Below are 18,993 nucleotides of genomic sequence, written 5' to 3'. Positions count from 1 at the left end.
GAGCCGCCTCATGTCCTTCACCGCCCTGCCCTGCAGAAATTTCTGCCGGGAATCTGCAGACACATCTGCATGCGACCGATGACACACTGCCCCGCATGCAGACCTACAGTGATCGACTGCGCTGGGCGATGGCCCAGGTCAATCCACCCCTATCGCAAGCCGCTCTTGCCGAGCGCGTCGGCATGCGCCATCAGTCCGTCAACTACCTCTGCAACCCGAACCGCAATGCCCGTGGAAGCCGCCATACCGATGCGATTGCCCGTGTCCTCGGTGTTTCAGCCAAGTGGCTCGCAACAGGTGAAGGAAGGCCATACGGGCCGGTGGCCTCCTCGATGGACCAGAGACAGGCCGCGCTCGCGTGTCTGCAGCTGGCGCGCCGCCTGCTCTCGCAGCTCGAACTGCTGGTCTTTGTTCTCGAGGAAGACCTCAGCCCCCGGCACGGCCACCAGAAGTCGCGGCATGCGTCTCCTCGACACCAATGAGCGACGCAGGAAGGTGCCGACGAGCAATGGCCGCGACGACGCGGTCCGCGAGGCGCTTGGGCAACTGGTCAGGCCACTGCGAGTAGGCCTGCGGCGAGATGCCGATCGCCTCGGCGGCTGCCGACGTCGTTCCACCTAGAAGGGCTGTTGCCTTGGACTTTTCCATGCCGGGAATTAAAGCATTCTTTAGCGAAGATAGCAACCATGCTTTAGTGGCATGTAAGTATGCTTTCGCCATGGCAAGCACCTATGGCGAACGACTCGCCCAAGCTCTCGACCTCTCCGGGAAGGATCGGCAAGACCTGGCCGATGACCTCAGCATCAGCGTTCAGGCTGTGTCGCAGGTGTTGCTCGGAAAGACGAAGGCGCTGACTGCCGAGAATTCGGTGAAGGCGGCGCGCTTCCTTGGAGTCGATGCGTACTGGCTGGCCACCGGAGCCGGCTCGCCCCAGGCGCAAGCGGAAGTGCCGCAGGCATGGCCGTTCCGTGCCAGCCGCGCTGAGTACGAACGCCTTACCCCCAAGCAAAAGGAAGGACTGGACGCGGTAGTTGCGGCGTTCCTGGCTGCGAGCCTTGAGCGCCAGGACGACTGGGGGCGCCCCGCCCCCCGCGGCGTGATAGAGGCCGCCGAGAGCCCGCATCGCCGGCGAAAGGCGTCCTAACGCTCGCCACCGAACACAGAAGCCCGCCACTTGGCGGGCTTTTTCGTTTCCGGCGCGCAGCCTCGACGGCATTTGCAGACAAATCTGCACCCCTCTGAAGTGGGGTCCAACGGCAATTGCGCGGCCGCTATGTCGATAGCTCAGGAAATACCGCCGGACACACGGCGGGCACCGGAGAGCTTCATGGCGGATGTTGTGGACTTGCACGCCTTCAGAGCCGGACGGGGTCACTCACAGAAGGCAACACTCGACAGCGCAAGCAGAGACACGATCGTTATCGAACGTCTACCGACTGGAGAACTCGCGTACGAACTTAGCGGGGTCTTCACCACTTCCCGGCGGCTTTCCGCCGTGGTGATGACCAAGGTTTTGGCTCGAGTACTGGAGGACTGACCTAAAGCATACTTGCGCATTTAAATAAAGCATGCTTTACTACAACCCGGATCGACAATTTCGGAGATGCGGGATGGGGCAATTCATGCTTTTCATCGGTGCGGTGTGGCTGGCGATCGTGGTGATCGCTGTTGGTGTTGTTCGCGGTGGCGCGGAGGGCTGAGCCATGGCTGACGCCACGAATGCCTGCGCACCAGTCGAGCAGTGCTGGTCGCGCGACAACGAGACCTTCAACTGCGACAGCGTGGACGATCTGCTGGACACCTACGGCGATACGCTGAGTGCCGGCGATGTCGTGTACGTCGGAGAGGCGCATCGCCCCAAAGCAGCTGACCTGTTCCGCGTCGACAATGTCCTCGACATGATCGGGGAGTACGCCTACGAGATCGGCGGCGACTACGCCGCGGACTTCGCAGATTCGACGCCTGAAGCAAAGGCCGAATTGGAGGCGCTGATCGAGGGCTGGATCGAGAAATATTTGATGCCGCCGCGCTTTTACGAGGTCAAGAACGTGCGCGAGTACGTGTTGACGGCCTTCGACTTCGCAGGACGGCAAGCATGACCGCCGATCAAGCCGCCGCCCGCAAGGCCAGCGTCGAGGACGCGCACACCGAGCTGCTGCACGAGCTTGAGCGCGCGCACGTCATTATCCGCAACGCCTTGCTGCTCATGTCGCCCTGCCAGCTGATGGTGTGGACCGAGCGCAATGCGCGGGACGGCGTGGCTGGCCAATGCCTCTCCCGCGCCGACGAGCGGGCCGACACCATCGCGCGCGCCGGAGGGACGGTCCGGTGACCATCCTCCGCGCCCTTCTCTTCTGGTTCGCTGTCGCCGTCGGCGCCCTCGCCCTCCTCGGCTTGCACGCCTACCTAGACGCCGATGCGACCACTACCCCTGTCTGGAGGTCCGCATGATCTTCCACGTCTACATCGACGGGCGGTACGCCTACCCGGGTGTCTACCCCTGCAGCATCGATGCGGTGATCGACGCCATCTGCCGCGGCGCCCGCAAGGTCAAGGTCATTCCCGCCTGACGGCGGTCACGATAGATCCGGAGAAATCTATGTCCGCATTCTGTGTGTACGGCATGAGCTTCACCCTCGCGCTGAAGCGCGCTGAGAAGAAGGTGTCAGCGGTGGGCCTCTCGATGGAGGATTGGCGCAAACAGGTTCACGACGCTGCCGAACAGATCCTGCTCAGCGCCAAACCTACACAAGTGAGCCCGACCTTCGATGCTCCCCAGTTCGCTCAGGACTGGATCGAGGTGGCCGAACGCACCTCCCGCGTTCATGCGCCGCGCGTCATGGTTCGCGCCCCCAAGGTAGACAAGAAAGGCAATGCGGTGAAGGACAAGCGCACCGGGCTGCCGGCCCTCGGCTGGAAGCCGTACGCAAAGGCCAATGGAGGTCGGGATGCGCGCTGAGATTGTGATCGTGGCCACGTTCGCGATGTGCGCAGCTTTTATGGCGCTCGGCGCCTACCTCCACCACCAGGCCATCAAGCGCGTGGTGGACGACTGCCTCAAGGATCAAACCCATGACTGAGCAAACCCAGCCTGTCGGTGAGCAAGAAGCTTTCGAGTCCTGGTGGGGCACCGGCCAGTGGCCCACCGACGTCGCGCCCAGTGCATGGGCGCACAAGGAGTCAGCGCGGCGCGCCTGGCTGGCACGCGCAGCCGTCGCGCATCAGGCGACAGCCGAGGCGGTGTGGCTGACGGAGCAGGACATCCGCGAAACCGCGGTCGACACGGTAGGTGTCGATTACGACGGAATCGCTTACGAGCACATCAACTTCGCCCGGGCCATTGAGCGCAAGGTTCTGTCCCGTGCGGCACCCACCGACCAGGCCGTCGGACACGTATTCACCATGGCGATGGTCCCCGGAGAACCCCCGACATACCATGCCAAGCTGTATGTCGAGCTGCCCGCAGGGACGCGCCTCTTCGCCGCCCCGCAGCCGTGCGCGCAGCAGGCCGCCGCGCCGGCTGGCGGTGAAGCATGGAAGGTGGTGTCGGCAGGCGAGCGCGCTGACGAGGTTATGGCGCGTTGTCCGAACTGCGGTCATCCGTTTAGCGTCGCGCCCGCCGAGGAAGCGCGCGGGGTGGATGCGTGGACGGAGGTTAGCCGGTTCCTGACCGACGTAATGACCGCTGCAGGGCTTGTATCGCACGGCAAACAATCGAAGGCGCTCGGCAACCGCTTGGGCCGCAAAGCTATGGAGCTGCGCTCGACGTTCTACGCCCTACTCGCCGCGCCCGCCGCAGGGACGGGGCAGGACGACCCGCTGCGCGATGCCGTCGAGGCGATGGTACGCATGCTGGAGGATGGGGAATGGGCCGAGCATGTCGCCACCACTACCGGTAAGGGCGACGCGCTGGCGCACCGATTGGAAGCCGCTATCACCGATCTGCACAACCAGATGGGCGACACCGCGCCGCAAGCCGCCACCGGGGCGCAGGGGCTGACGGATGAGCGCGTCTTCGAGATCGCCGAACAGTACGGATGGACCCGCAAGGGCGACGCCGGGCAGTGGATCGTCTGCAATTCCAACGCGGCGGCGAACCTGCCGGCGCTGGTCCGCGCCATCCTCGCCCAAGCCGCCCCCGCCTCTTTGCACGCAGAGAGCGTCAAAGAGAATGCAGAGAGCTTGCAGAGAGGCGATGCCGCCCTCGCCGCGTCGAAGGAGGCGTGATGCGACTACGCTTCATTTTCATCATGGTGGCGGCAGGAAACTTCGCATATGCGGCACTGAACGATCGCAATTGGTGGGACGCAGTCGAGCGCACGTATTTCCAAGGCGTAGCTCTTCTTTGCGTGTGGATCGCCCCAAAGAGACGCATCGCCTCGCAAGCGGCAGAGGGGGAGCGCAACCATGGCTGAGCTGAACCTGAACGACCTCAACGACCTTGAGCGCCGCATCGGCGTGTATGGCGGCCTGAACATCGACGAAGCGATGGAACTCGTCGCCCACATCCGCGAGCTGACCTCAGACCGTGATTCGTGGTGCAACCAAGCCGCCGACAGACTCAAGGACTGGGACGATATGCGCCAGCGGGCCGAGGCGGCGGAGAAGCGCATCCGCGAGCTGGAGCAGGACGCGGCGCGGTATCGGTTCCTGCGGGACACCGCCATCCAAGTCCAGTCGTACAAGATGGGCAACCCGAACTGGCTATTCGGAGGGATGGAACTGCGCGGCCCCACATTCGACGCCGCCATCGACGCGGCACGCAAGGAGAAAGGACATGGCTGAACTGCAACCGTGCCCGTTCTGCGGGTGTGCGATGCGTGTCCACTCCAATCGTGAGTGGCACTACGCCGTCGGCCAGCATGACGATGGCTGCCTGCTGGTGGATTCCGACTTCCGGTTTCCGGCCAACGACGCCGGAAGGGCCGACCTTCTCGAAACCTGGAACCGCCGCGCCACGGACGGGCAGCGGGCGGGAGTGCCGTCGGCGGCCGATGACATTGAACGCCAATACAAGGACGGCATTCACATCGGCAGCGGGCTTCCCCGCGCCACGTGCCCATGTGGTTTTTGCGCGAAACATCGCATACCAGCCGCGCCCACGCCGCCAGCCAGCGATGCGGGGCAGCAAATTGGCACATGCCCGCAGTGTGGAGAGCCGACGAGCGAGGTCGGCACCATCATCGGGCAGATGGAAATGTGCTCGCGGTGCTCCTGGTGCCAGCCCGCAGCCAGCAAGGGGGAGAAGGTCGATGACCAATGACCAGGTGCGCGAGGCGTTCGAGGCTGACTTCTTCGGTGAGGATTACCCCAAGGATCGCGTCCATCGGCTTGGGGACGGTTATGCGTTGGCCTCAGCGTACTCCGCTTGGACGACGTGGAAGGCGGCGTGTGCCTTTGCTTGCGCGGCTGGTATGGAGCGGGCGGCGGAGATTTGCGACGACATGTACAGCAACATGACGCCGCAAGAGGCCGCCAGATACATCCGCGCGGAAATCAAAGGAGCCGACCATGAAGGTTAAACGCCTGCGCGAACTCGCTCAGCAGCGGAATCGCCTGGTCACCGAGAAGCTGCGCATCACGCCGGACTGGGTGCCATCGGCGCGGAATCTCAAGGCTCTGCCCCGGCCGCTGCGCGACTACATCCACCGGCTCCATGCTTTCGATCCACAGCACTACGTGCAGAAGGTCGCCATGCTTCAAGACCACATTCGCATGGTTGAGGCGGACAACAAGCGGCTGCGCCAGACGGTCGAGTGGAATCGGGAGGACGCGGAGCGCTATCGCATCTTCTGCGCCGCCGGTTGGCCCGTCTGCTTCCTCGGTACCGAGTACCAGGACAAGTCGGCACTCGACGCAGCGATCGATGCCGTCACCAAGACCAACAAGGAGAACACCTGATGCTTCGCCGACTACTACTCGCCTACTCTGCCCGCCGGCCCTGCAAGATCATCTCGGAGAAGGACCGCCCCTACCTGGAGCGCTACTTCGTCTGCTCCCTCTTCGGCATCCGTGTCTACCTCCACCGCTTCGTCGGCTCCGATCCCGATCGTGGCCTGCATGACCATCCTTGGCGCTGGGCGATTTCGTTGGTGCTGCTCGGCTGGTACTGGGAGGCAACGCGGCACTACAGCGGCTTCCGACGCGTCCGCTGGTTCAACTTCCTGACCGGAGACACCTTCCATCGTGTCGTGCTGACGCCGGACGCAGCAACCGAGGCGATGCGCACGCCGGCCGAGGTCTGGACCATCTTCATCGTGCCCGCGCGCGACGTCAAACCCTGGGGCTTCCTGCGCAATAAGGGTCAGCTCGGCCAGGTCTTCACCGAGTTCGAGTACGGGCCCGGTGGCAAGCCCGCGCAGTGGTGGAAGGATGCCCCGCTCGGCCGGGAGGTCCGACGATGAACGCACCGACAAGCGGCGCGTGGGGAGAGTTACCTGCGATCCGTGACCTCGCTCGTGATTTCGATACGAGGTGCGCCACCGGGATGTTTGTCCGGATCGTAGCGCATCAAGATGGGCATGAGGAATCGGCTCATGTTCATGCCGATTTCGGCGCGGCGATCTTCCTCCCCGGATCGCAGTTCATGAAGGACGTATCCTTCGAGCGCGATAACCATGGAGCCCCTTCGTTTCTCCCTTCCGTCAATGGGGAGAGGCCAAGAAAAGAACGCAACCCCGCTTTCCTCACCACCTTCAGGAAAACGCATTTCGGCATCGCCGCCGAAGAGTGGCCTGATGTATGCGTCCGCCCACGCCGGGAAATCGAACATAGTCCCTCCGTTAGTTTTGCCAATCCTAGCATGACGAAAAAACGCCTCATCCTCTTATCCGGCGCCATGGTGCGCGCCACTCTCGACCGCAGCAAGACGCAGACGCGCCTGGGACGCAAACCCTTGGGTGTGGGTAGTTGAATTCCGCAGGGTATGAAAGAGGCAGCAGCACGAATCATCGGAATGACCCGGAGCATCTGGGAGAGAGAAATGGCGGTACTGACCAACAATGAGCTGAAAGAACTGACGGGCGGGCTGGTTCAGGGCGCGGCGCAGCGGCGCTGGATCAAGAAGCAGCTCGGCATCGACGCGCCGGTCAAGGTCGACGGACACCCCGTCATCACTTGGGAGCAGGTGAACCGCGGGCCCGTGAAGGGGAACCAAGGCCGCACCGAACCGCGTTGGAGCGTCGCGGCATGAACCGTCCCCGCACCGTCAAGGCCGGCAAGGGCTTGTTGCCGAGAATGGAAGCGCGGCCGCGCCGCGATGGCCTGGTCACCTATCGGTACCACCCTGTCGGTGGCAAGCCGATCAACCTGGGCACCGATCGCACAGAGGCGATCCGGAGGGTGCTGGACCTCACCGGCGAGGGGGACGACGCTGGCACGTTCGGCCGGCTCTGGCTCCAGTACCGGGACACCCCTGACTGGAAAAAGCTGGCCGCGGCGACGCGCCGCGACTATGAGCAGTGCTGGCTGCAGCTCGAGCCCCGGTTCGCGGAGGTCCATGCTGGCCACCTTCGGGCATCCCATGTCGCCAGGTACATGCGGGTCGAGCGCGCTGATGCGCCCGTCCGCGCGAATCGAGAGGTCGCGTTGCTGTCCAATCTATGCAATCTGGCGATCGAGCGCGGAGAATCCGAGGCAAACCCCTGCCGGCAAGTCCGCCGCAACACCGAGCAGCCGCGCACCAAGGCGCCAGCGACGGCGGCGCTTACCGCATTCCTGGATTGGCTCAGCAAGCAGAGTCCTCAGCGAAGGGTTATCGGCCTCGCTGCCGAATACGCCGCAGTCGCGGGGAATCGAAAGGTGGAGTTCCTCGACCTGGTCCGGCCGCAGGTTGACCGCGCCGCTGGCGTCATCCGCACCAAGCGCGCGAAGCAGCGCGGCATCAAGCGCGGCGAGATCATCGAGGAGATCGAGATCACGCCGAAACTGGCTGATCTGCTGGACCGGATCGAAGCAGTCCACGCCGCCCGCAATCGGGACTGCCTGTACCTGTTCCCGAATCGGCACGGTACCGCGTACACCGCGGCCGGGTTCAAGGCCATGTGGGGCAAGATCATGAATGCCGCCCTCGAGGAGAAAGTGATCACGGACCGTTTCACGTTCCACGACCTGCGGGCGTATTACGCGACCACCCATAAGGCCGAGCGCGGCGCCCTGCCCGATCTGCACGCAAACCCGGCCATCACCGCGCGCGTCTACGACCGAAACAAGGTGGTCAAACGGAAGGCTCTCTGAGGGCGAGTATTCCCACCGTGGGAATATGGCGGGAACAAACCACTGTATGGATGTCCAGAAAGCAAAACAGCCGCTTTCGTAAGCGGCTGTTTCTTAAGGGAATTCATTGGGGTGGCTGATGGGACTCGAACCCACGACGACAGGAATCACAATCCTGGACTCTACCAACTGAGCTACAGCCACCGTAGCGCCGTCGTCAGTACTGCTCGACGGAAACCAAGATTATACAAACTTCGTTTGGCGATGGCTAGTACTACGCACAAAAATTTTCGCGCGGGCGGATCGCCATCAAGACCAGCGGGCTTCGAGCCGAATTGCCTCGTGGATCGCATCGAGCGTCTCCTGCTCGGTCTGATAGGTGCCCGGCAGTCTTCGGCTCCTGCCGTTCAGCACATCGGTCTGCAGTGAGGCGGCGGCGGCCGCATCGGTGCCGCGATGCCAGCAGTAGCGCGCGGTCCAGGTACCGTTCTGCAACCGCTCGACCACCCAGACGACGCGGAAGCCTTCGAACGCGACACCAAACAAGCCGTCTTCTTCTTCCATTCCACCCTCCGAGGCCAGATCTTCTTGTCGTTTTTGGCTACATCTTGCCATCACCCGGTTGGGGGGTCATCTCTTTGGATGAGGTAAACGAGAACTGTTAGCGGCGACGTTGCTCCGGGGCATCATGCAGAACGGGAGAACGCGAGCCGCGGACCGAGCGGAGCGGCAGACAGAGAGCGGGAAGGAGGACCGCTGCGGGGAGCGCCAGGCAAAAAAAAGTCCGCACACGGCGGACTCTTAAACTCTTGCGATCTCAATGCCCTGAAGGCAATTGCAATGTAACTGGCATCGCCGCCAAGCACTATTCGGGTAAACGAAAGGGCCGCGACCGCCGAGGCCCGAGACAAAAAAAGCCCGCGCGAGGCGGGCTCCAAAATCAGTTGAAGAAAGCCCTGTATTCGAGGGCACAGACAGTTTAAGAAAATCGGAATCGGCTTGGCTATCTAGGGGAATCCCTTTCCTGGTGCCTGGAATCGCCCCAACCGGCGCCGAAAGTGCCTCGAACACGGCGGTACGGAGCTTCGGGCACCATGCCGGATTCGAAATTAGAGTCTGGCCTCCAATCGGCGGGCGCCATCCTTTCGCAACAACTACGCGGCGACCCGTCCTTCGGTCAGGCCGCCTGCAGCGAGCGCTCGGCATGCAGATGGCTGCGGGCCTCCTCGAACAGTGCGTCGACGCCGTCCCGCGTGCGGATGGCGTGCATCCGGCGCGCGTCCGACAGCACGCGCCGCCATCCTCGCCCACCGGCCACGCCGCGGTACAGGCCGAGCATGTGCCGCGTCGCCGCGCCCATATACCCGCCCCGCTCCACCAGGTCGCCGATATAGCGCTGCATCGCCAGTTCGGCATCGAGGCGCGACGGCGACGGCCCCGTATCGCCGTAGTAGCGACGATCGACCTCCGCGAGCAGGAACGGCTGATGATAGGCTTCGCGGCCAATCATCACGCCGTCGACATGGCGCAGGTGCGCGTCGATCTCGTCGTAGCGCGTGATGCCGCCATTGATCAGGATTTCGAGCTGGGGAAATTCCCGCTTCAGCTGGTAGGCGACCTCGTAGCGCAACGGGGGAATCTCGCGGTTCTCCTTGGGGCTCAACCCCTTCAGGATCGCGTTGCGCGCATGGACGATAAAGGTCTGGCAGCCAGCTTCGGCGATCGTCCCGACGAAATCGCGAACAAAGTCGTAATGCTCGATCGTATCGATACCGATGCGATGCTTGACGGTGACCGGCACCGACACCGCGTCGCGCATCGCGCGCACGCAGTCCGCGACCAGTTGCGGCTCGGCCATCAGGCAGGCGCCGAACGCACCGCGCTGGACACGTTCAGACGGACAACCGCAGTTCAGATTGATTTCGGCGTAGCCCCAGCGCTCGCCCAGCTTGGCGGAGGCCGCCAGATCGGCCGGCTCGCTGCCGCCCAGTTGCAGCGCGACCGGCTGCTCGGCCGGGTCGAAGTCCAGATGGCGGGCGACATCGCCATGCAGCAGCGCACCGGTCGTCACCATCTCGGTGTACAACCAGGTGTGGCGGCTCAGGTGGCGATGAAACGTGCGGCAATGACGGTCAGTCCAGTCCATCATTGGCGCCACCGAAATGCGCCTCGGATTGGCCTTCTCGGGACCGGCTGGGGCTGGGGCCGCGCCAGCGGCAAGCGATTCGGACATGACTTCGGTCGGTTATCCCGTCCATCGACGGGAACGAGGAAAACCCGCGAGTTTACCAGCCAGCCCGCAACCTTGCCCGCCCGGCGCCTCAGTCGTTCAGCCGCTGCTGCCGAGGCTGCAGTTCCAGCCCCAGCTTGACGAACAGGTCGAAGGCGTCGGCCAGCAGGTGCTGCTGGCGCGGCAGCAGACTCGCGTACGGCATGTCGTAGATCGACTGGTGCGCGCCGCGATTGCCCTTGAGCCCGCGGTCGCGGGCGATATCGGACAGCAGCGCCGCGAAGCCGGACAGATCCTCGGCATCGATGGCGTTGTTCAGCACGGTGGCCAGCAACTGCGGCGAGGCAGTGGCCCAGCACCCGACCAGTTCGGCGTTGGCCGCCCCTTCCGGGAAATCGGAGGAATTGTCGCTTGCATCCATATCAGCATTGTCGGCGCTGATTTCGCCATCTTTAGACTCCCCCTACGAGAGGGGGGTCTCCAGGCGGCCGCGCCGTCACGGTCAGCTTGCGGCGTTGCGCTCCACCCAGGCCGCAAAGGTCGTCAGGAATTTGCCTAGAAAGGCACGTGTCGATTCGTTGCCAATATTGCCCTGTTCATCGAACAGCTTGTCGACACCACCGATATAGGCCTCCGGCATCTGGAGCACCGGCACGTTGAGAAACACCAGCGACTGGCGCAGATGGTGATTGGCGCCAAACCCGCCGATCGCGCCCGGCGAGGCGCTGATCACGGCCCCCGGCTTGCGATCCCAAGCACTCTGCCCGTACGGGCGGGAACCCACGTCGATGGCATTCTTCAGCGGCGCGGGAACCGAACGGTTGTATTCCGGGGTGACGAACAGCACCGCGTCGGCGCGGCGAATCCGGTCACGAAACGCGGTCCAGGACGCCGGCGGGTTCTCGTCTTGGTCCTGGTTGTACAGCGACAGCTGGCCGATCTCGACGATCTCGAGCTTGAGCTCGGGCGGGGCCAACTGCGCCAGCGCCAACGCCAGCTTGCGATTGAAGGAATCCTTGCGGAGACTGCCCACCAGTACCGCGACGTCGCGTGGAGTGCTCATCGTGCTTCCTTTTCTGAAAGAGACGGGGAAAGGAAAGACTGCCGAAAGGCCGCGGGAGCAGCGATCGCCGGCCCGCGCCCAGACCACACTCTAACCCGATGTCGTTTCAGCCGTGCGCAGAGAGCCCCTGTACACCGAAGCGCGTGGTGGATTACGACCGCAAGCCAGCGAGCGGATGCTCGTCGGCGCGCCACGGACTGTCGAAGAAGGCGAGCACCTTGTTGCGCTCGACCTCGTCGAGCCGGGCCGGCCGCCACTTCGGCGCATGGTCCTTGTCGATCGCCAGCGCACGGATGCCCTCGACGCCGTCTCCGTAGCGGAACACGTCGTGCATCATGTCGAGCTCCATGCGAAGTTCGTCCTCGAGCGCCATCGTCCGCGCGCGACGGATCTGCTCCAGCGTCACACAAAGCATCAGCGGGGAGCGCGTACGCAAGGCGGCGGCCGTTTGCGCCGACCAGTCGTCGCCGGCATCGCTGACGATGGCGACGATGTCCTGCACCGTGGCCGCGCCGAAAGCCGCGTCGATCGCGTCGCGCTGGCGCGCCAGCAGGCTCGCCGCCGGATCGCAAGCGGCTCGATGCACCGCGCTGCTGGCGTCGATCGCGGCCAGCACCTCATCGCCGCTGGTAAAGCTACCGGCACGTAGCGACGCCACCAGCTCGGCCAGCGCGTTGCTCGGCACGAAGGCATCTGCCAGGCCGGCGTACAGCGCGTCGGCGGCGTGAATCACGTTGCCGGTCAGCCCCAGAAATTCACCCAGGCGGCCCGGTGTGCGCGCCAGGAACCAGCCGCCGCCCACGTCGGGAAACAGGCCGATATTCGTCTCCGGCATCGCCATCTTGGTCCGCTCGGTGACGAGGCGCCGCCGCGCGCCTTGCGAGATGCCCATGCCGCCGCCCATCACCACGCCATCCATCAGCGCGATATAGGGCTTCGGATAGCGGTGGATCTTGTGATTGAGCGCGTATTCCTCGACGAAGAAACGGTCCAGCGTCGGGTCGCCGGCCAGCGCGGCCTGATGGAAGAAGCGGATGTCGCCGCCCGCGCAGAAGGCCTTGCCGCCGGCGCCCGCGACCACCACGGCGACGACGCCGGGGTCGGCCGCCCACTGGTCCAGCGCTTGCGTCAAGGCGCGCACCATGTCGAGAGACAGGGCGTTCAGGGCCTGAGGGCGAGTCAGCGTCAGATAGACGACACCGCCGACGACTTCGGTTGCAACAAACTCGGTCATGTCTCCTGTTCCTGTGGTGACGAAATGCAGGCCGCCACTGTACACCAGCCATGCCGGCCCGCTATCCGTACCAGCGGCCGGATGGCGGGATTGAAGCGGGATTGATGCGGGATTGATGCGGAATCTACGCGAGGCGGAAGCGCCCCATCAGGCCGGTCAGCCGCTGCGCCTGGTCTTCCAGCGAGGTCGCCGCGGCGGCCGCCTGCTCGACGAGCGCCGCATTCTGCTGCGTCATGCCGTCCATCTGGGTCACCGCCTGGTTCACCTGCTCGATGCCCTGCGACTGCTCCATCGAGGCGGCGCTGATGCCGCCGACGATCGCGCTGACGCGGCGCACCGCGCCGACGATGTCTTCCATCGCGCGGCCGGCATCGGCGACGATATCGCTGCCGGCGCGGACGTTGCGCACCGACTCATTGATCAACCCCCGGATTTCCTTGGACGCGGTCGCGCAACGCTGCGCCAGATCCCGCACGTCGCCCGCCACCACGGCGAAGCCACGGCCATGCTCGCCGGCGCGCGCCGCCTCGACCGCCGCGTTCAGCGCCAGGATATTGGTCTGGAACGCGATCTTCTCGATCACGTCGATGATGTCGACGATCTTGTTCGCGCTGGCGTCGATCGCCTGCATGGTGTCGACCACGCGCGTGACCGCCTCCCCGCCCCGCTCCGCCAGCCCGCTGGCGTCGCCGGCCAGCGCATCCGCTTCGCGCGCATTGTCGGCCGTCTGACGCACCGTGCCGGTCAACTGCTCCATGCTCGACGCAGTCTGTTCCAGCGAGGCCGCCTGCTCCTCGGTGCGTTGCGACAGATCGGCGTTGCCCATCGCGATCTGCCGGCTCGCCGCAGCAATCGCATCGGCGCCATTGCGCACCTCGCCCACCATGCGGGCCAGACTTGCCTCCATGCGCGCCAACATGGCCAGCATGCGGCTGGTTTCATTGCGGCTCTCCTCTCCGGCCAAGCCGCCGTCACGGGCTCCGGCACGACTATCCCGCTGTGGCGGCGTATCGAGAGTCCGGGCCGCGCTCAAGTCCCCGCGGGCGATCCGTTCGAAACGCCCGATCGCAATATCGAGCGGACCGACGATCGAGCCGCGCAGCCGCCAGGCAAAGACCGTGCTGAATGCCAGACCCAGCACCAGCAGCGCCAGCGACCACGCGCGCAGCTTCGCATAGCGCTGCTGCGAATCCTGATAGACGGCCTCGGCCGCGGCGGTCTGCAGCTTGTTCAATTCCGCATTGGCCGATGTGAACGCGATATCGAGCTTCGGAATGGTGTCGAGCACCAGCGCCATCACACGCTCGCGATCGCCCGCCTTCAGCGCGGCAATCATCGGCTCGACCCCTTGCTTGTGCAGCGCCTCCCGGCGCGCCGACACCAGCTCCGCGGCACGGTCCTCCTCCCTCCCGCGCGGCAGTGCCAGATAGGCCTTCCACGCCGTCTCCGACGCGCGCGCGAATCCGGCCGCGGTATCGGCGCGCGCCAGCGCATCGGCCGAATCGGTGGCGAACGTGGCCTGATCGAGCAGCACGCGCACCAGCAACTGGTTCGCGCGCGCCTCGGACAGGTGCATTGCAGCGGTCAGCTGATGCTGATAGATCTGCCGCGTGGCATCGTTGCTGCGGGACATGCCAAGCCAGCCAAAGGCGCCGACGATCAGCAGGATCAAATTGGTAACGACAATCAGGCCCCACAATCTGGCGCCAATGGTGGTGTTGCGAAACATTCGAGCTCCCCGGTCTTTTCATGCGATCGCGGCATGTGCGCCGCCCCGCTATCAACGGCGTGCCCGGGCATTCCTTGACGGCATCGGAACGAAAGACTGTGTAACCGTCCGATGTACGAATCGGGCCGCCGCCGACCGCTCGAATCGAGCGATGGACCGTAGAATCGCCAGATCTGATCGCCGGAGAACCACCATGACCGTCAAGCGCATCGTCGCCAATATCGCAGCCCCGAACATCGAGCAAGCCCAAGCGTTCTATGGCGACCTGCTGGGCATGGACGTCGTGATGGATCACGGCTGGATCCGGACTTATGCGACCGGACAGCACACCACGCCGCAGATCAGCATCGCGACCGAAGGAGGCTCCGGTACCCCGGTGCCCGACCTGTCGATCGAAGTCGACAACCTCGACGAGGTCCATGCCAAGGCCGTACAGGCGGGCTTCTCGATCGAATACGGCATCGCCGAGGAACCCTGGGGCGTGCGCCGCTTCTTCGTCCGCGATCCGTTTGGCAGGCTGGTGAACATCCTGTGCCACCTCTAAGCAAGATGGCTCCGCTTCGCAACGGCGCGGGCATAAAAAAGCCCGATGCCGGTGAAGGCATCGGGCAAATACAACCGACTAGGAAATAGGCGCTGACGAGACACGGCGACCGGCGCAGTACCGCTGATGGGGGCAGCGGCTCTGTTACCGCCCTACGCATCTCGTCCTCGCCCGCTGATACCTTAGTTCCAGCGTGCCGTGTCTCATACTGAAAACAGGCTCGGTTCTGTAGAGAACCGACGGCGCTGGCCCAACGCGAAGCGAAGACGGTCGCCATCATCGCGAAAAGGGCATCCTCTATCGCCTCAAGGCGGGAAACGCCCTTGTTGACCTGCGCGGCCTGGCGTCGCCTTCGAACACAGCAATCCGGACTGGCTGACGGAGCGCCCAATGCGGGACGGCCTTGCCGGAGCGGCCCTTTCGGAAGCACGAGCGTTGATCATGGAATGTGAAAGAAGGAAACCCGAATCCGACAGAAGCTTCTCCGACTGGTGGCGTAATGGCTGCCCGGCCCTTTCCATGGACGAGATATGCCGTTCTGCAACGACACCCGCTATTTCACGCAAGAGGAAGATCCCGCTTACGAGCTCGTCCTCGCCCCTGGTGCCCAGGCACCGTACTCGGGCATCTATCGATGTGAGGGCTGCGGTTCCAGCGCCATCTCGCCTCGTGAACAACCATTGCCCCCGCCGAACCACCATGTTCATGGGGCCCTGCAGGGACACATTCGCTGGCGGCTGATCGCCAGAACGACCCACCCGTAATCCCGATGCCCGCAATGGGTTGACCCGTCAGGCCGGTACCCGAAACGCCCGATGAAGCTCGTCGGGCGTTTTGCATTGGAGCCTTGCCCGGTACGGCTGACGGGCAAAAAAAAGCCCGATACCACCAAAGGTATCGGGCAAAAACAACCGATCAGGAAATGGGCTCGGACGAGACGCGGCGACCGGCGCATTGCCGCCGATGGGGGCAGCGGCTCTGTTACCGGCCTACGCACCTCGTCGTCGCCCGGTGATACCTTAGTTCCAGCATGCCACTCCTCATACTGAAAACGGGCTCGGTTCTATAGACAACCGACGAAGCCCGGGCCAAGCACCAAGCCATGATGGTCCGATCGCCCGGCGAAGCACCGCCCGCAGACAACAAAAAAGCCCGCGTGGCGCTAACTACGCGGGCTTCTTCTTCGACTCGACTGCGTTTCTACTCGTCTTCCAACACTGCGATCAGGGCGTCCGCGTACTGAACGGCCCGCTTCGCGGTGGCCTCCACTTCGAGTTCGCCCGACATACTGGTGACCAATCCTTGCATCGCCATCGCGGCAAGATGCAGTCGTTGGCTTGTCGACGAAGCGGCGTAGAAGGACAGGTCGTCGAGACGTTCGACGATCTCTCTCACATGCTTGACGAGCTCTTGCGAATGGCTTTCGTCCATACTTCCTCCCTTCAGGGGTTGAGGAGCTGTCATGGTGCCAAGCCGAACCGGAACAAAGAAGCAGTTGATGATGGGAATCTTCGATACCGGAACGGAAATCGAAGGTTTGCGGTGCGCGGCTTTTCAGCTCGTCGATCGATGAGGCGCCGCAGTGACATGAGGCTGGTGTCAGGGTCTTCGCCGACCCATGCGGTGCGGATGGCGGTTGGCTACAGACAGCCACCGGCATCCACTGCAGGGCCAAGGCGGCCATCCTGGTGCGGGGCATCGAGACGCGGCACCCGAACGCCCTTCGCTGGATACCGGACGCTCTTTCCTTCCACGCCTACGACCGTCACCACCGCTTCCCGGTAGGTCGGCCGATCGTGCTGGCTCGGGAAGTTGCGCAGTTCCCCCTTCTCTGAGGCGCCGCGGCGACATGACCCATGCCCAAGTGGTACTGCCCGGCCAACCCGCCAGCCATGACGGCCGAAGAGCTACGCGACACCTGGGAGAGGAACCGGCTGCCTGAGGTGCGCGATCTGCTGTGGGAAATCGCGCGGCTGCGTCAGCGCGTCGCCTGTGCACACCATTTCATAGCGCTGGTCGAGGCCGACCAGCCCGGCGCAACGTTGATGGCGCACACTTATCTAGCCAAGTTTGCGGGCGAGCCATGCATGGTCGAGGACATTGGTCGAGGACATCGAAGCCTTACTACAGCAACGGCACGCCAGCCCCCCCAAATGGCGCGGCGAGATCCCGACCGACGAAGAACTGCAGCAGTTCGAGACGATGCACCGCGAGGCGCGGGCCCGGATTAACGAGCGGAAGCGCCGCCGGAGGTCACAAGGCCTCTGCTTGGCTAATCGTCCAGTAACAATGGCACGATTGCCAAACAGCGGAGGGTATCCGATTCGGATGGTGAACGCACCGGCACCCGGAAAGCGCACATGACCGTGGGGCCCTATACCAGTCCCTAGGGGCCCGAAGGGTCGGTCGAGCCCTGAGCCACAGCCCGAAGTGGGACTGGACTTGGGTCGCCGGCGCGTCGGTAGCCTATCGGAACGTCACGCTGCGATACACCTACATCCACACGCCGCCGCGCGACATGACGAACAAGAACATTCCGCTCTGCTACAAGGGCGCGCACATGGTGACGCTCGGGTACATATTGTGACGCCTGATAGAATCCTCCGGCCAATGGGACGCATCGTCGCCCCAACAACAAGAATGGAGCTGGAACGAATGGCGACTTTCCTAGATCAGCAGGCCACCTCGCCTGCTCGCGGCATTGCCAGCATGCTGCGCAGGGCTTTCGCCAAGGCGCGGAACACTGCTGAGAATGCATGGGACCATCTAGCCGAGGATGTGGACATCCGCCGCTTTACGGCAGGCAACGCGGCCTCGCTCGCCTCCATGCATGCCTACTACAACAGGCTCGTGACAGGCGACCCGAATCTGCATTTCCTCCAGTACTTCAAGGACAGATACGTCACGGGCCGGCCCGATATTAGGATGGCGAGCTTTGGCTCGGGGAGCGGGCACCTTGAGCGGAGCCTGATCGGCAATTTCGGGTATGAGTGCGCCGCCATTGATGGCTACGAGCTCAATCCCAAACTAACGGGGGTATCGAACACCAAGGCGGCAGAGATGGGAGCGACCCACCTGCGCTACCAGGTCGCGGATCTCAATGCTCTTCAGATTCCTGCGGCGTCCTATGACGTCGCGATCTTCTTCCACTCGCTCCATCACGTCGAAAACCTGGAACACTGCCTCGATGCCGTGCGAGCCTGCCTAAAGCCGGGTGGCGTTCTGCTGATCGTCGACTATGTCGGCCCGAACAGGCTGCAGTATTCCGACGACCAGCTTCGCTACGCCACAACGCTTTTGCATCTTCTGCCGGCGCGATATCGGCTTTCCAAGGATGGCACCACGACAAAGAACGCCGCGTCGCGCCAAGCTGTACACGAAGTTATTGCGGAAGATCCATCGGAAGCCATCCGCTCGCAGGACATCGTCCCGGTCCTCGACCAACGGTTCGAGCGTATCGAGTTCCATTCGCTGGGCGGCTCTGTCCTGAACCATGTCTTCAAAGGCATCGCCACTAATTTCGACGAGTCCGCCAGCGAGGACCTTGCGCTCATTCACTTGCTGCAAGGGATGGAGGAATGGCTCGAGCGGAACGGCCTAGTCGGCCCTGATTTTGTCTTCGCCGTGTACCGGCCGAAACCGTAAGCGCTAGTCCGGCCTCGGAAAACCGTCCAGCGGCAGCCCAGCGTTCGCGTGGCGCGAAGCTATGGAGCGCGCTGGCCTGGCTAAGAAGGACTACACCATCAAGGATATTCGCGCGAAGGCCATGACCGATGCGAGCAAGGCCGGCTACGATCTGGACGAACTGCAGGTCGCCGGCGCTCACGCTGAGGGCTCGACGACGCAGGGCTACATCAAGCAGCGCGAGGTTCCAGTGTCACTGTCCGACTGCTGTTGCCGGCGACTTGATATTGGATGCCATCCAAGAACCTGCCTCTAGCGCGCCACAGTAGAAAAAGCAAAAGCCCGCGCAATCTTG

Annotated in this window: 28 protein-coding genes and 1 tRNA gene; 21 read left to right on the top strand and 8 right to left on the bottom strand. The window is 63.6% G+C overall.

The window, feature by feature from the left end; translation table 11 throughout:
- Positions 1-95: 95 nt before the first annotated feature.
- The 18 genes from B551_RS26280 (at position 96) to B551_RS25810 (ending at position 8,235) form a co-directional block, all read left to right on the top strand.
- Positions 96-482 (top strand): hypothetical protein, encoded by a 387-nt coding sequence (locus B551_RS26280; protein WP_157072073.1) that lies wholly within the window; start codon positions 96-98, stop codon positions 480-482.
- Positions 483-580: 98 nt separating this feature from the next.
- On the top strand, positions 581-1,144 hold the full coding sequence (locus B551_RS25265) for a helix-turn-helix transcriptional regulator (RefSeq protein ID WP_083492707.1): 564 nt from the start codon (positions 581-583) through the stop codon (positions 1,142-1,144).
- A 424-nt stretch (positions 1,145-1,568) separates the two neighbouring features.
- Entirely contained in the window at positions 1,569-1,700 is a 132-nt protein-coding gene (locus tag B551_RS27285; RefSeq protein ID WP_256364486.1) for a hypothetical protein, read from the top strand.
- A 3-nt stretch (positions 1,701-1,703) separates the two neighbouring features.
- Positions 1,704-2,099, top strand: a complete 396-nt coding sequence (locus B551_RS21900) for a hypothetical protein (RefSeq protein WP_006575441.1) — start codon at positions 1,704-1,706, stop codon at positions 2,097-2,099.
- Positions 2,096-2,332, top strand: a complete 237-nt coding sequence (locus tag B551_RS21895; RefSeq protein WP_006575442.1) for a hypothetical protein — start codon at positions 2,096-2,098, stop codon at positions 2,330-2,332. The genes B551_RS21900 and B551_RS21895 overlap by 4 nt, the downstream gene beginning before the upstream one ends.
- A gap of 115 nt (positions 2,333-2,447) precedes the next feature.
- Positions 2,448-2,570 (top strand): hypothetical protein, encoded by a 123-nt coding sequence (locus B551_RS27280; protein ID WP_023265019.1) that lies wholly within the window; start codon positions 2,448-2,450, stop codon positions 2,568-2,570.
- Between the two features lie 29 nt (positions 2,571-2,599).
- Positions 2,600-2,959: a hypothetical protein gene (locus B551_RS21890; RefSeq protein WP_006575443.1), complete on the top strand. Its 360-nt coding sequence runs from the start codon at positions 2,600-2,602 to the stop codon at positions 2,957-2,959.
- Positions 2,949-3,080 carry a hypothetical protein gene (locus B551_RS27275; RefSeq protein ID WP_256364485.1) on the top strand — a complete coding sequence of 44 codons (132 nt, stop codon included), beginning with the start codon at positions 2,949-2,951 and terminating at the stop codon, positions 3,078-3,080. Before B551_RS21890 ends, B551_RS27275 begins: the two co-directional genes overlap by 11 nt.
- Positions 3,073-4,227: a hypothetical protein gene (locus B551_RS21885; RefSeq protein WP_006575444.1), complete on the top strand. Its 1,155-nt coding sequence runs from the start codon at positions 3,073-3,075 to the stop codon at positions 4,225-4,227. Before B551_RS27275 ends, B551_RS21885 begins: the two co-directional genes overlap by 8 nt.
- The gene (locus tag B551_RS26275; protein ID WP_157072072.1) at positions 4,227-4,415 is read left to right on the top strand and encodes a hypothetical protein; all 189 of its coding nucleotides are present in this window, start codon (positions 4,227-4,229) and stop codon (positions 4,413-4,415) included. The genes B551_RS21885 and B551_RS26275 overlap by 1 nt, the downstream gene beginning before the upstream one ends.
- Positions 4,408-4,785: a hypothetical protein gene (locus B551_RS21880; protein ID WP_006575445.1), complete on the top strand. Its 378-nt coding sequence runs from the start codon at positions 4,408-4,410 to the stop codon at positions 4,783-4,785. Before B551_RS26275 ends, B551_RS21880 begins: the two co-directional genes overlap by 8 nt.
- Entirely contained in the window at positions 4,778-5,263 is a 486-nt protein-coding gene (locus B551_RS21875; RefSeq protein ID WP_006575446.1) for a Lar family restriction alleviation protein, read from the top strand. Before B551_RS21880 ends, B551_RS21875 begins: the two co-directional genes overlap by 8 nt.
- Positions 5,253-5,522: a hypothetical protein gene (locus B551_RS26270; RefSeq protein WP_006575447.1), complete on the top strand. Its 270-nt coding sequence runs from the start codon at positions 5,253-5,255 to the stop codon at positions 5,520-5,522. Before B551_RS21875 ends, B551_RS26270 begins: the two co-directional genes overlap by 11 nt.
- A complete protein-coding gene (locus tag B551_RS21865) occupies positions 5,512-5,901 on the top strand; it encodes a hypothetical protein (protein WP_006575448.1) in 390 nt (129 codons plus the stop codon). The genes B551_RS26270 and B551_RS21865 overlap by 11 nt, the downstream gene beginning before the upstream one ends.
- The gene (locus B551_RS21860; protein ID WP_006575449.1) at positions 5,901-6,404 is read left to right on the top strand and encodes a hypothetical protein; all 504 of its coding nucleotides are present in this window, start codon (positions 5,901-5,903) and stop codon (positions 6,402-6,404) included. The genes B551_RS21865 and B551_RS21860 overlap by 1 nt, the downstream gene beginning before the upstream one ends.
- The gene (locus B551_RS26265; RefSeq protein WP_157072071.1) at positions 6,401-6,913 is read left to right on the top strand and encodes a hypothetical protein; all 513 of its coding nucleotides are present in this window, start codon (positions 6,401-6,403) and stop codon (positions 6,911-6,913) included. The genes B551_RS21860 and B551_RS26265 overlap by 4 nt, the downstream gene beginning before the upstream one ends.
- 69 nt (positions 6,914-6,982) lie before the next feature.
- Positions 6,983-7,192, top strand: a complete 210-nt coding sequence (locus tag B551_RS21850) for a DUF4224 domain-containing protein (protein ID WP_006575451.1) — start codon at positions 6,983-6,985, stop codon at positions 7,190-7,192.
- Positions 7,189-8,235, top strand: coding sequence for a tyrosine-type recombinase/integrase (locus B551_RS25810; RefSeq protein ID WP_006575452.1), 1,047 nt, complete (start codon positions 7,189-7,191; stop codon positions 8,233-8,235). The genes B551_RS21850 and B551_RS25810 overlap by 4 nt, the downstream gene beginning before the upstream one ends.
- Before the next feature lie 107 nt (positions 8,236-8,342).
- Here B551_RS25810 and B551_RS21840 read toward each other — a convergent pair.
- From B551_RS21840 to B551_RS21810, 7 genes are all read right to left on the bottom strand, one after another.
- Positions 8,343-8,418, bottom strand: a tRNA-His gene (locus tag B551_RS21840).
- Between the two features lie 105 nt (positions 8,419-8,523).
- Entirely contained in the window at positions 8,524-8,778 is a 255-nt protein-coding gene (locus B551_RS21835; protein ID WP_006575453.1) for a hypothetical protein, read from the bottom strand.
- A 613-nt stretch (positions 8,779-9,391) separates the two neighbouring features.
- Positions 9,392-10,447, bottom strand: a complete 1,056-nt coding sequence (dusA, locus tag B551_RS21830; protein ID WP_083492705.1) for a tRNA dihydrouridine(20/20a) synthase DusA — start codon at positions 10,445-10,447, stop codon at positions 9,392-9,394.
- Between the two features lie 88 nt (positions 10,448-10,535).
- The gene (locus B551_RS21825; RefSeq protein ID WP_006575455.1) at positions 10,536-10,865 is read right to left on the bottom strand and encodes a hypothetical protein; all 330 of its coding nucleotides are present in this window, start codon (positions 10,863-10,865) and stop codon (positions 10,536-10,538) included.
- Positions 10,866-10,946: 81 nt separating this feature from the next.
- Positions 10,947-11,507, bottom strand: coding sequence for an NADPH-dependent FMN reductase (locus B551_RS21820; RefSeq protein WP_006575456.1), 561 nt, complete (start codon positions 11,505-11,507; stop codon positions 10,947-10,949).
- Between the two features lie 151 nt (positions 11,508-11,658).
- Positions 11,659-12,741: an enoyl-CoA hydratase/isomerase family protein gene (locus B551_RS21815; RefSeq protein WP_006575457.1), complete on the bottom strand. Its 1,083-nt coding sequence runs from the start codon at positions 12,739-12,741 to the stop codon at positions 11,659-11,661.
- Positions 12,742-12,865: 124 nt separating this feature from the next.
- Entirely contained in the window at positions 12,866-14,470 is a 1,605-nt protein-coding gene (locus B551_RS21810; RefSeq protein WP_023265016.1) for a methyl-accepting chemotaxis protein, read from the bottom strand.
- A 193-nt stretch (positions 14,471-14,663) separates the two neighbouring features.
- Here B551_RS21810 and B551_RS21805 point away from each other — a divergent pair, with 193 nt between their 5' ends.
- On the top strand, positions 14,664-15,014 hold the full coding sequence (locus B551_RS21805) for a glyoxalase superfamily protein (RefSeq protein ID WP_006575458.1): 351 nt from the start codon (positions 14,664-14,666) through the stop codon (positions 15,012-15,014).
- A gap of 1,200 nt (positions 15,015-16,214) precedes the next feature.
- Here B551_RS21805 and B551_RS21800 read toward each other — a convergent pair.
- A complete protein-coding gene (locus B551_RS21800; protein WP_023265015.1) occupies positions 16,215-16,445 on the bottom strand; it encodes a hypothetical protein in 231 nt (76 codons plus the stop codon).
- Between the two features lie 1,224 nt (positions 16,446-17,669).
- On the opposite strand from B551_RS21800, the gene B551_RS21795 reads away from it, so the two are divergent.
- Positions 17,670-18,659, top strand: a complete 990-nt coding sequence (locus B551_RS21795) for a class I SAM-dependent methyltransferase (protein WP_006575460.1) — start codon at positions 17,670-17,672, stop codon at positions 18,657-18,659.
- Between the two features lie 61 nt (positions 18,660-18,720).
- On the top strand, positions 18,721-18,954 hold the full coding sequence (locus tag B551_RS21790; RefSeq protein WP_006575461.1) for a tyrosine-type recombinase/integrase: 234 nt from the start codon (positions 18,721-18,723) through the stop codon (positions 18,952-18,954).
- Positions 18,955-18,993: the final 39 nt, after the last annotated feature.

Origin of the sequence: Cupriavidus sp. HPC(L), from assembly GCF_000307735.3 — a bacterium.
Lineage (GTDB): Bacteria > Pseudomonadota > Gammaproteobacteria > Burkholderiales > Burkholderiaceae > Cupriavidus.
Note: the sequence above shows the minus strand (reverse complement) of the source record. Positions and strands in the feature narration are given on the sequence as shown.

Excerpts from the sequence above, each read along its gene's own strand:
- B551_RS26280 (WP_157072073.1), top strand. The coding sequence starts at position 96 with ATGCAGACCTACAGTGATCGACTGCGCTGGGCGATGGCCCAGGTCAAT.
- B551_RS25265 (WP_083492707.1), top strand. The coding sequence starts at position 581 with ATGCCGATCGCCTCGGCGGCTGCCGACGTCGTTCCACCTAGAAGGGCT.
- B551_RS27285 (WP_256364486.1), top strand. The coding sequence starts at position 1,569 with ATGCTTTACTACAACCCGGATCGACAATTTCGGAGATGCGGGATGGGG.
- B551_RS21900 (WP_006575441.1), top strand. The coding sequence starts at position 1,704 with ATGGCTGACGCCACGAATGCCTGCGCACCAGTCGAGCAGTGCTGGTCG.
- B551_RS21895 (WP_006575442.1), top strand. The coding sequence starts at position 2,096 with ATGACCGCCGATCAAGCCGCCGCCCGCAAGGCCAGCGTCGAGGACGCG.
- B551_RS27280 (WP_023265019.1), top strand. The coding sequence starts at position 2,448 with ATGATCTTCCACGTCTACATCGACGGGCGGTACGCCTACCCGGGTGTC.
- B551_RS21890 (WP_006575443.1), top strand. The coding sequence starts at position 2,600 with ATGTCCGCATTCTGTGTGTACGGCATGAGCTTCACCCTCGCGCTGAAG.
- B551_RS27275 (WP_256364485.1), top strand. The coding sequence starts at position 2,949 with ATGCGCGCTGAGATTGTGATCGTGGCCACGTTCGCGATGTGCGCAGCT.
- B551_RS21885 (WP_006575444.1), top strand. The coding sequence starts at position 3,073 with ATGACTGAGCAAACCCAGCCTGTCGGTGAGCAAGAAGCTTTCGAGTCC.
- B551_RS26275 (WP_157072072.1), top strand. The coding sequence starts at position 4,227 with ATGCGACTACGCTTCATTTTCATCATGGTGGCGGCAGGAAACTTCGCA.
- B551_RS21880 (WP_006575445.1), top strand. The coding sequence starts at position 4,408 with ATGGCTGAGCTGAACCTGAACGACCTCAACGACCTTGAGCGCCGCATC.
- B551_RS21875 (WP_006575446.1), top strand. The coding sequence starts at position 4,778 with ATGGCTGAACTGCAACCGTGCCCGTTCTGCGGGTGTGCGATGCGTGTC.
- B551_RS26270 (WP_006575447.1), top strand. The coding sequence starts at position 5,253 with ATGACCAATGACCAGGTGCGCGAGGCGTTCGAGGCTGACTTCTTCGGT.
- B551_RS21865 (WP_006575448.1), top strand. The coding sequence starts at position 5,512 with ATGAAGGTTAAACGCCTGCGCGAACTCGCTCAGCAGCGGAATCGCCTG.
- B551_RS21860 (WP_006575449.1), top strand. The coding sequence starts at position 5,901 with ATGCTTCGCCGACTACTACTCGCCTACTCTGCCCGCCGGCCCTGCAAG.
- B551_RS26265 (WP_157072071.1), top strand. The coding sequence starts at position 6,401 with ATGAACGCACCGACAAGCGGCGCGTGGGGAGAGTTACCTGCGATCCGT.
- B551_RS21850 (WP_006575451.1), top strand. The coding sequence starts at position 6,983 with ATGGCGGTACTGACCAACAATGAGCTGAAAGAACTGACGGGCGGGCTG.
- B551_RS25810 (WP_006575452.1), top strand. The coding sequence starts at position 7,189 with ATGAACCGTCCCCGCACCGTCAAGGCCGGCAAGGGCTTGTTGCCGAGA.
- B551_RS21835 (WP_006575453.1), bottom strand. The coding sequence starts at position 8,778 with ATGGAAGAAGAAGACGGCTTGTTTGGTGTCGCGTTCGAAGGCTTCCGC.
- dusA (WP_083492705.1), bottom strand. The coding sequence starts at position 10,447 with ATGTCCGAATCGCTTGCCGCTGGCGCGGCCCCAGCCCCAGCCGGTCCC.
- B551_RS21825 (WP_006575455.1), bottom strand. The coding sequence starts at position 10,865 with ATGGATGCAAGCGACAATTCCTCCGATTTCCCGGAAGGGGCGGCCAAC.
- B551_RS21820 (WP_006575456.1), bottom strand. The coding sequence starts at position 11,507 with ATGAGCACTCCACGCGACGTCGCGGTACTGGTGGGCAGTCTCCGCAAG.
- B551_RS21815 (WP_006575457.1), bottom strand. The coding sequence starts at position 12,741 with ATGACCGAGTTTGTTGCAACCGAAGTCGTCGGCGGTGTCGTCTATCTG.
- B551_RS21810 (WP_023265016.1), bottom strand. The coding sequence starts at position 14,470 with ATGTTTCGCAACACCACCATTGGCGCCAGATTGTGGGGCCTGATTGTC.
- B551_RS21805 (WP_006575458.1), top strand. The coding sequence starts at position 14,664 with ATGACCGTCAAGCGCATCGTCGCCAATATCGCAGCCCCGAACATCGAG.
- B551_RS21800 (WP_023265015.1), bottom strand. The coding sequence starts at position 16,445 with ATGGACGAAAGCCATTCGCAAGAGCTCGTCAAGCATGTGAGAGAGATC.
- B551_RS21795 (WP_006575460.1), top strand. The coding sequence starts at position 17,670 with ATGGCGACTTTCCTAGATCAGCAGGCCACCTCGCCTGCTCGCGGCATT.
- B551_RS21790 (WP_006575461.1), top strand. The coding sequence starts at position 18,721 with ATGGAGCGCGCTGGCCTGGCTAAGAAGGACTACACCATCAAGGATATT.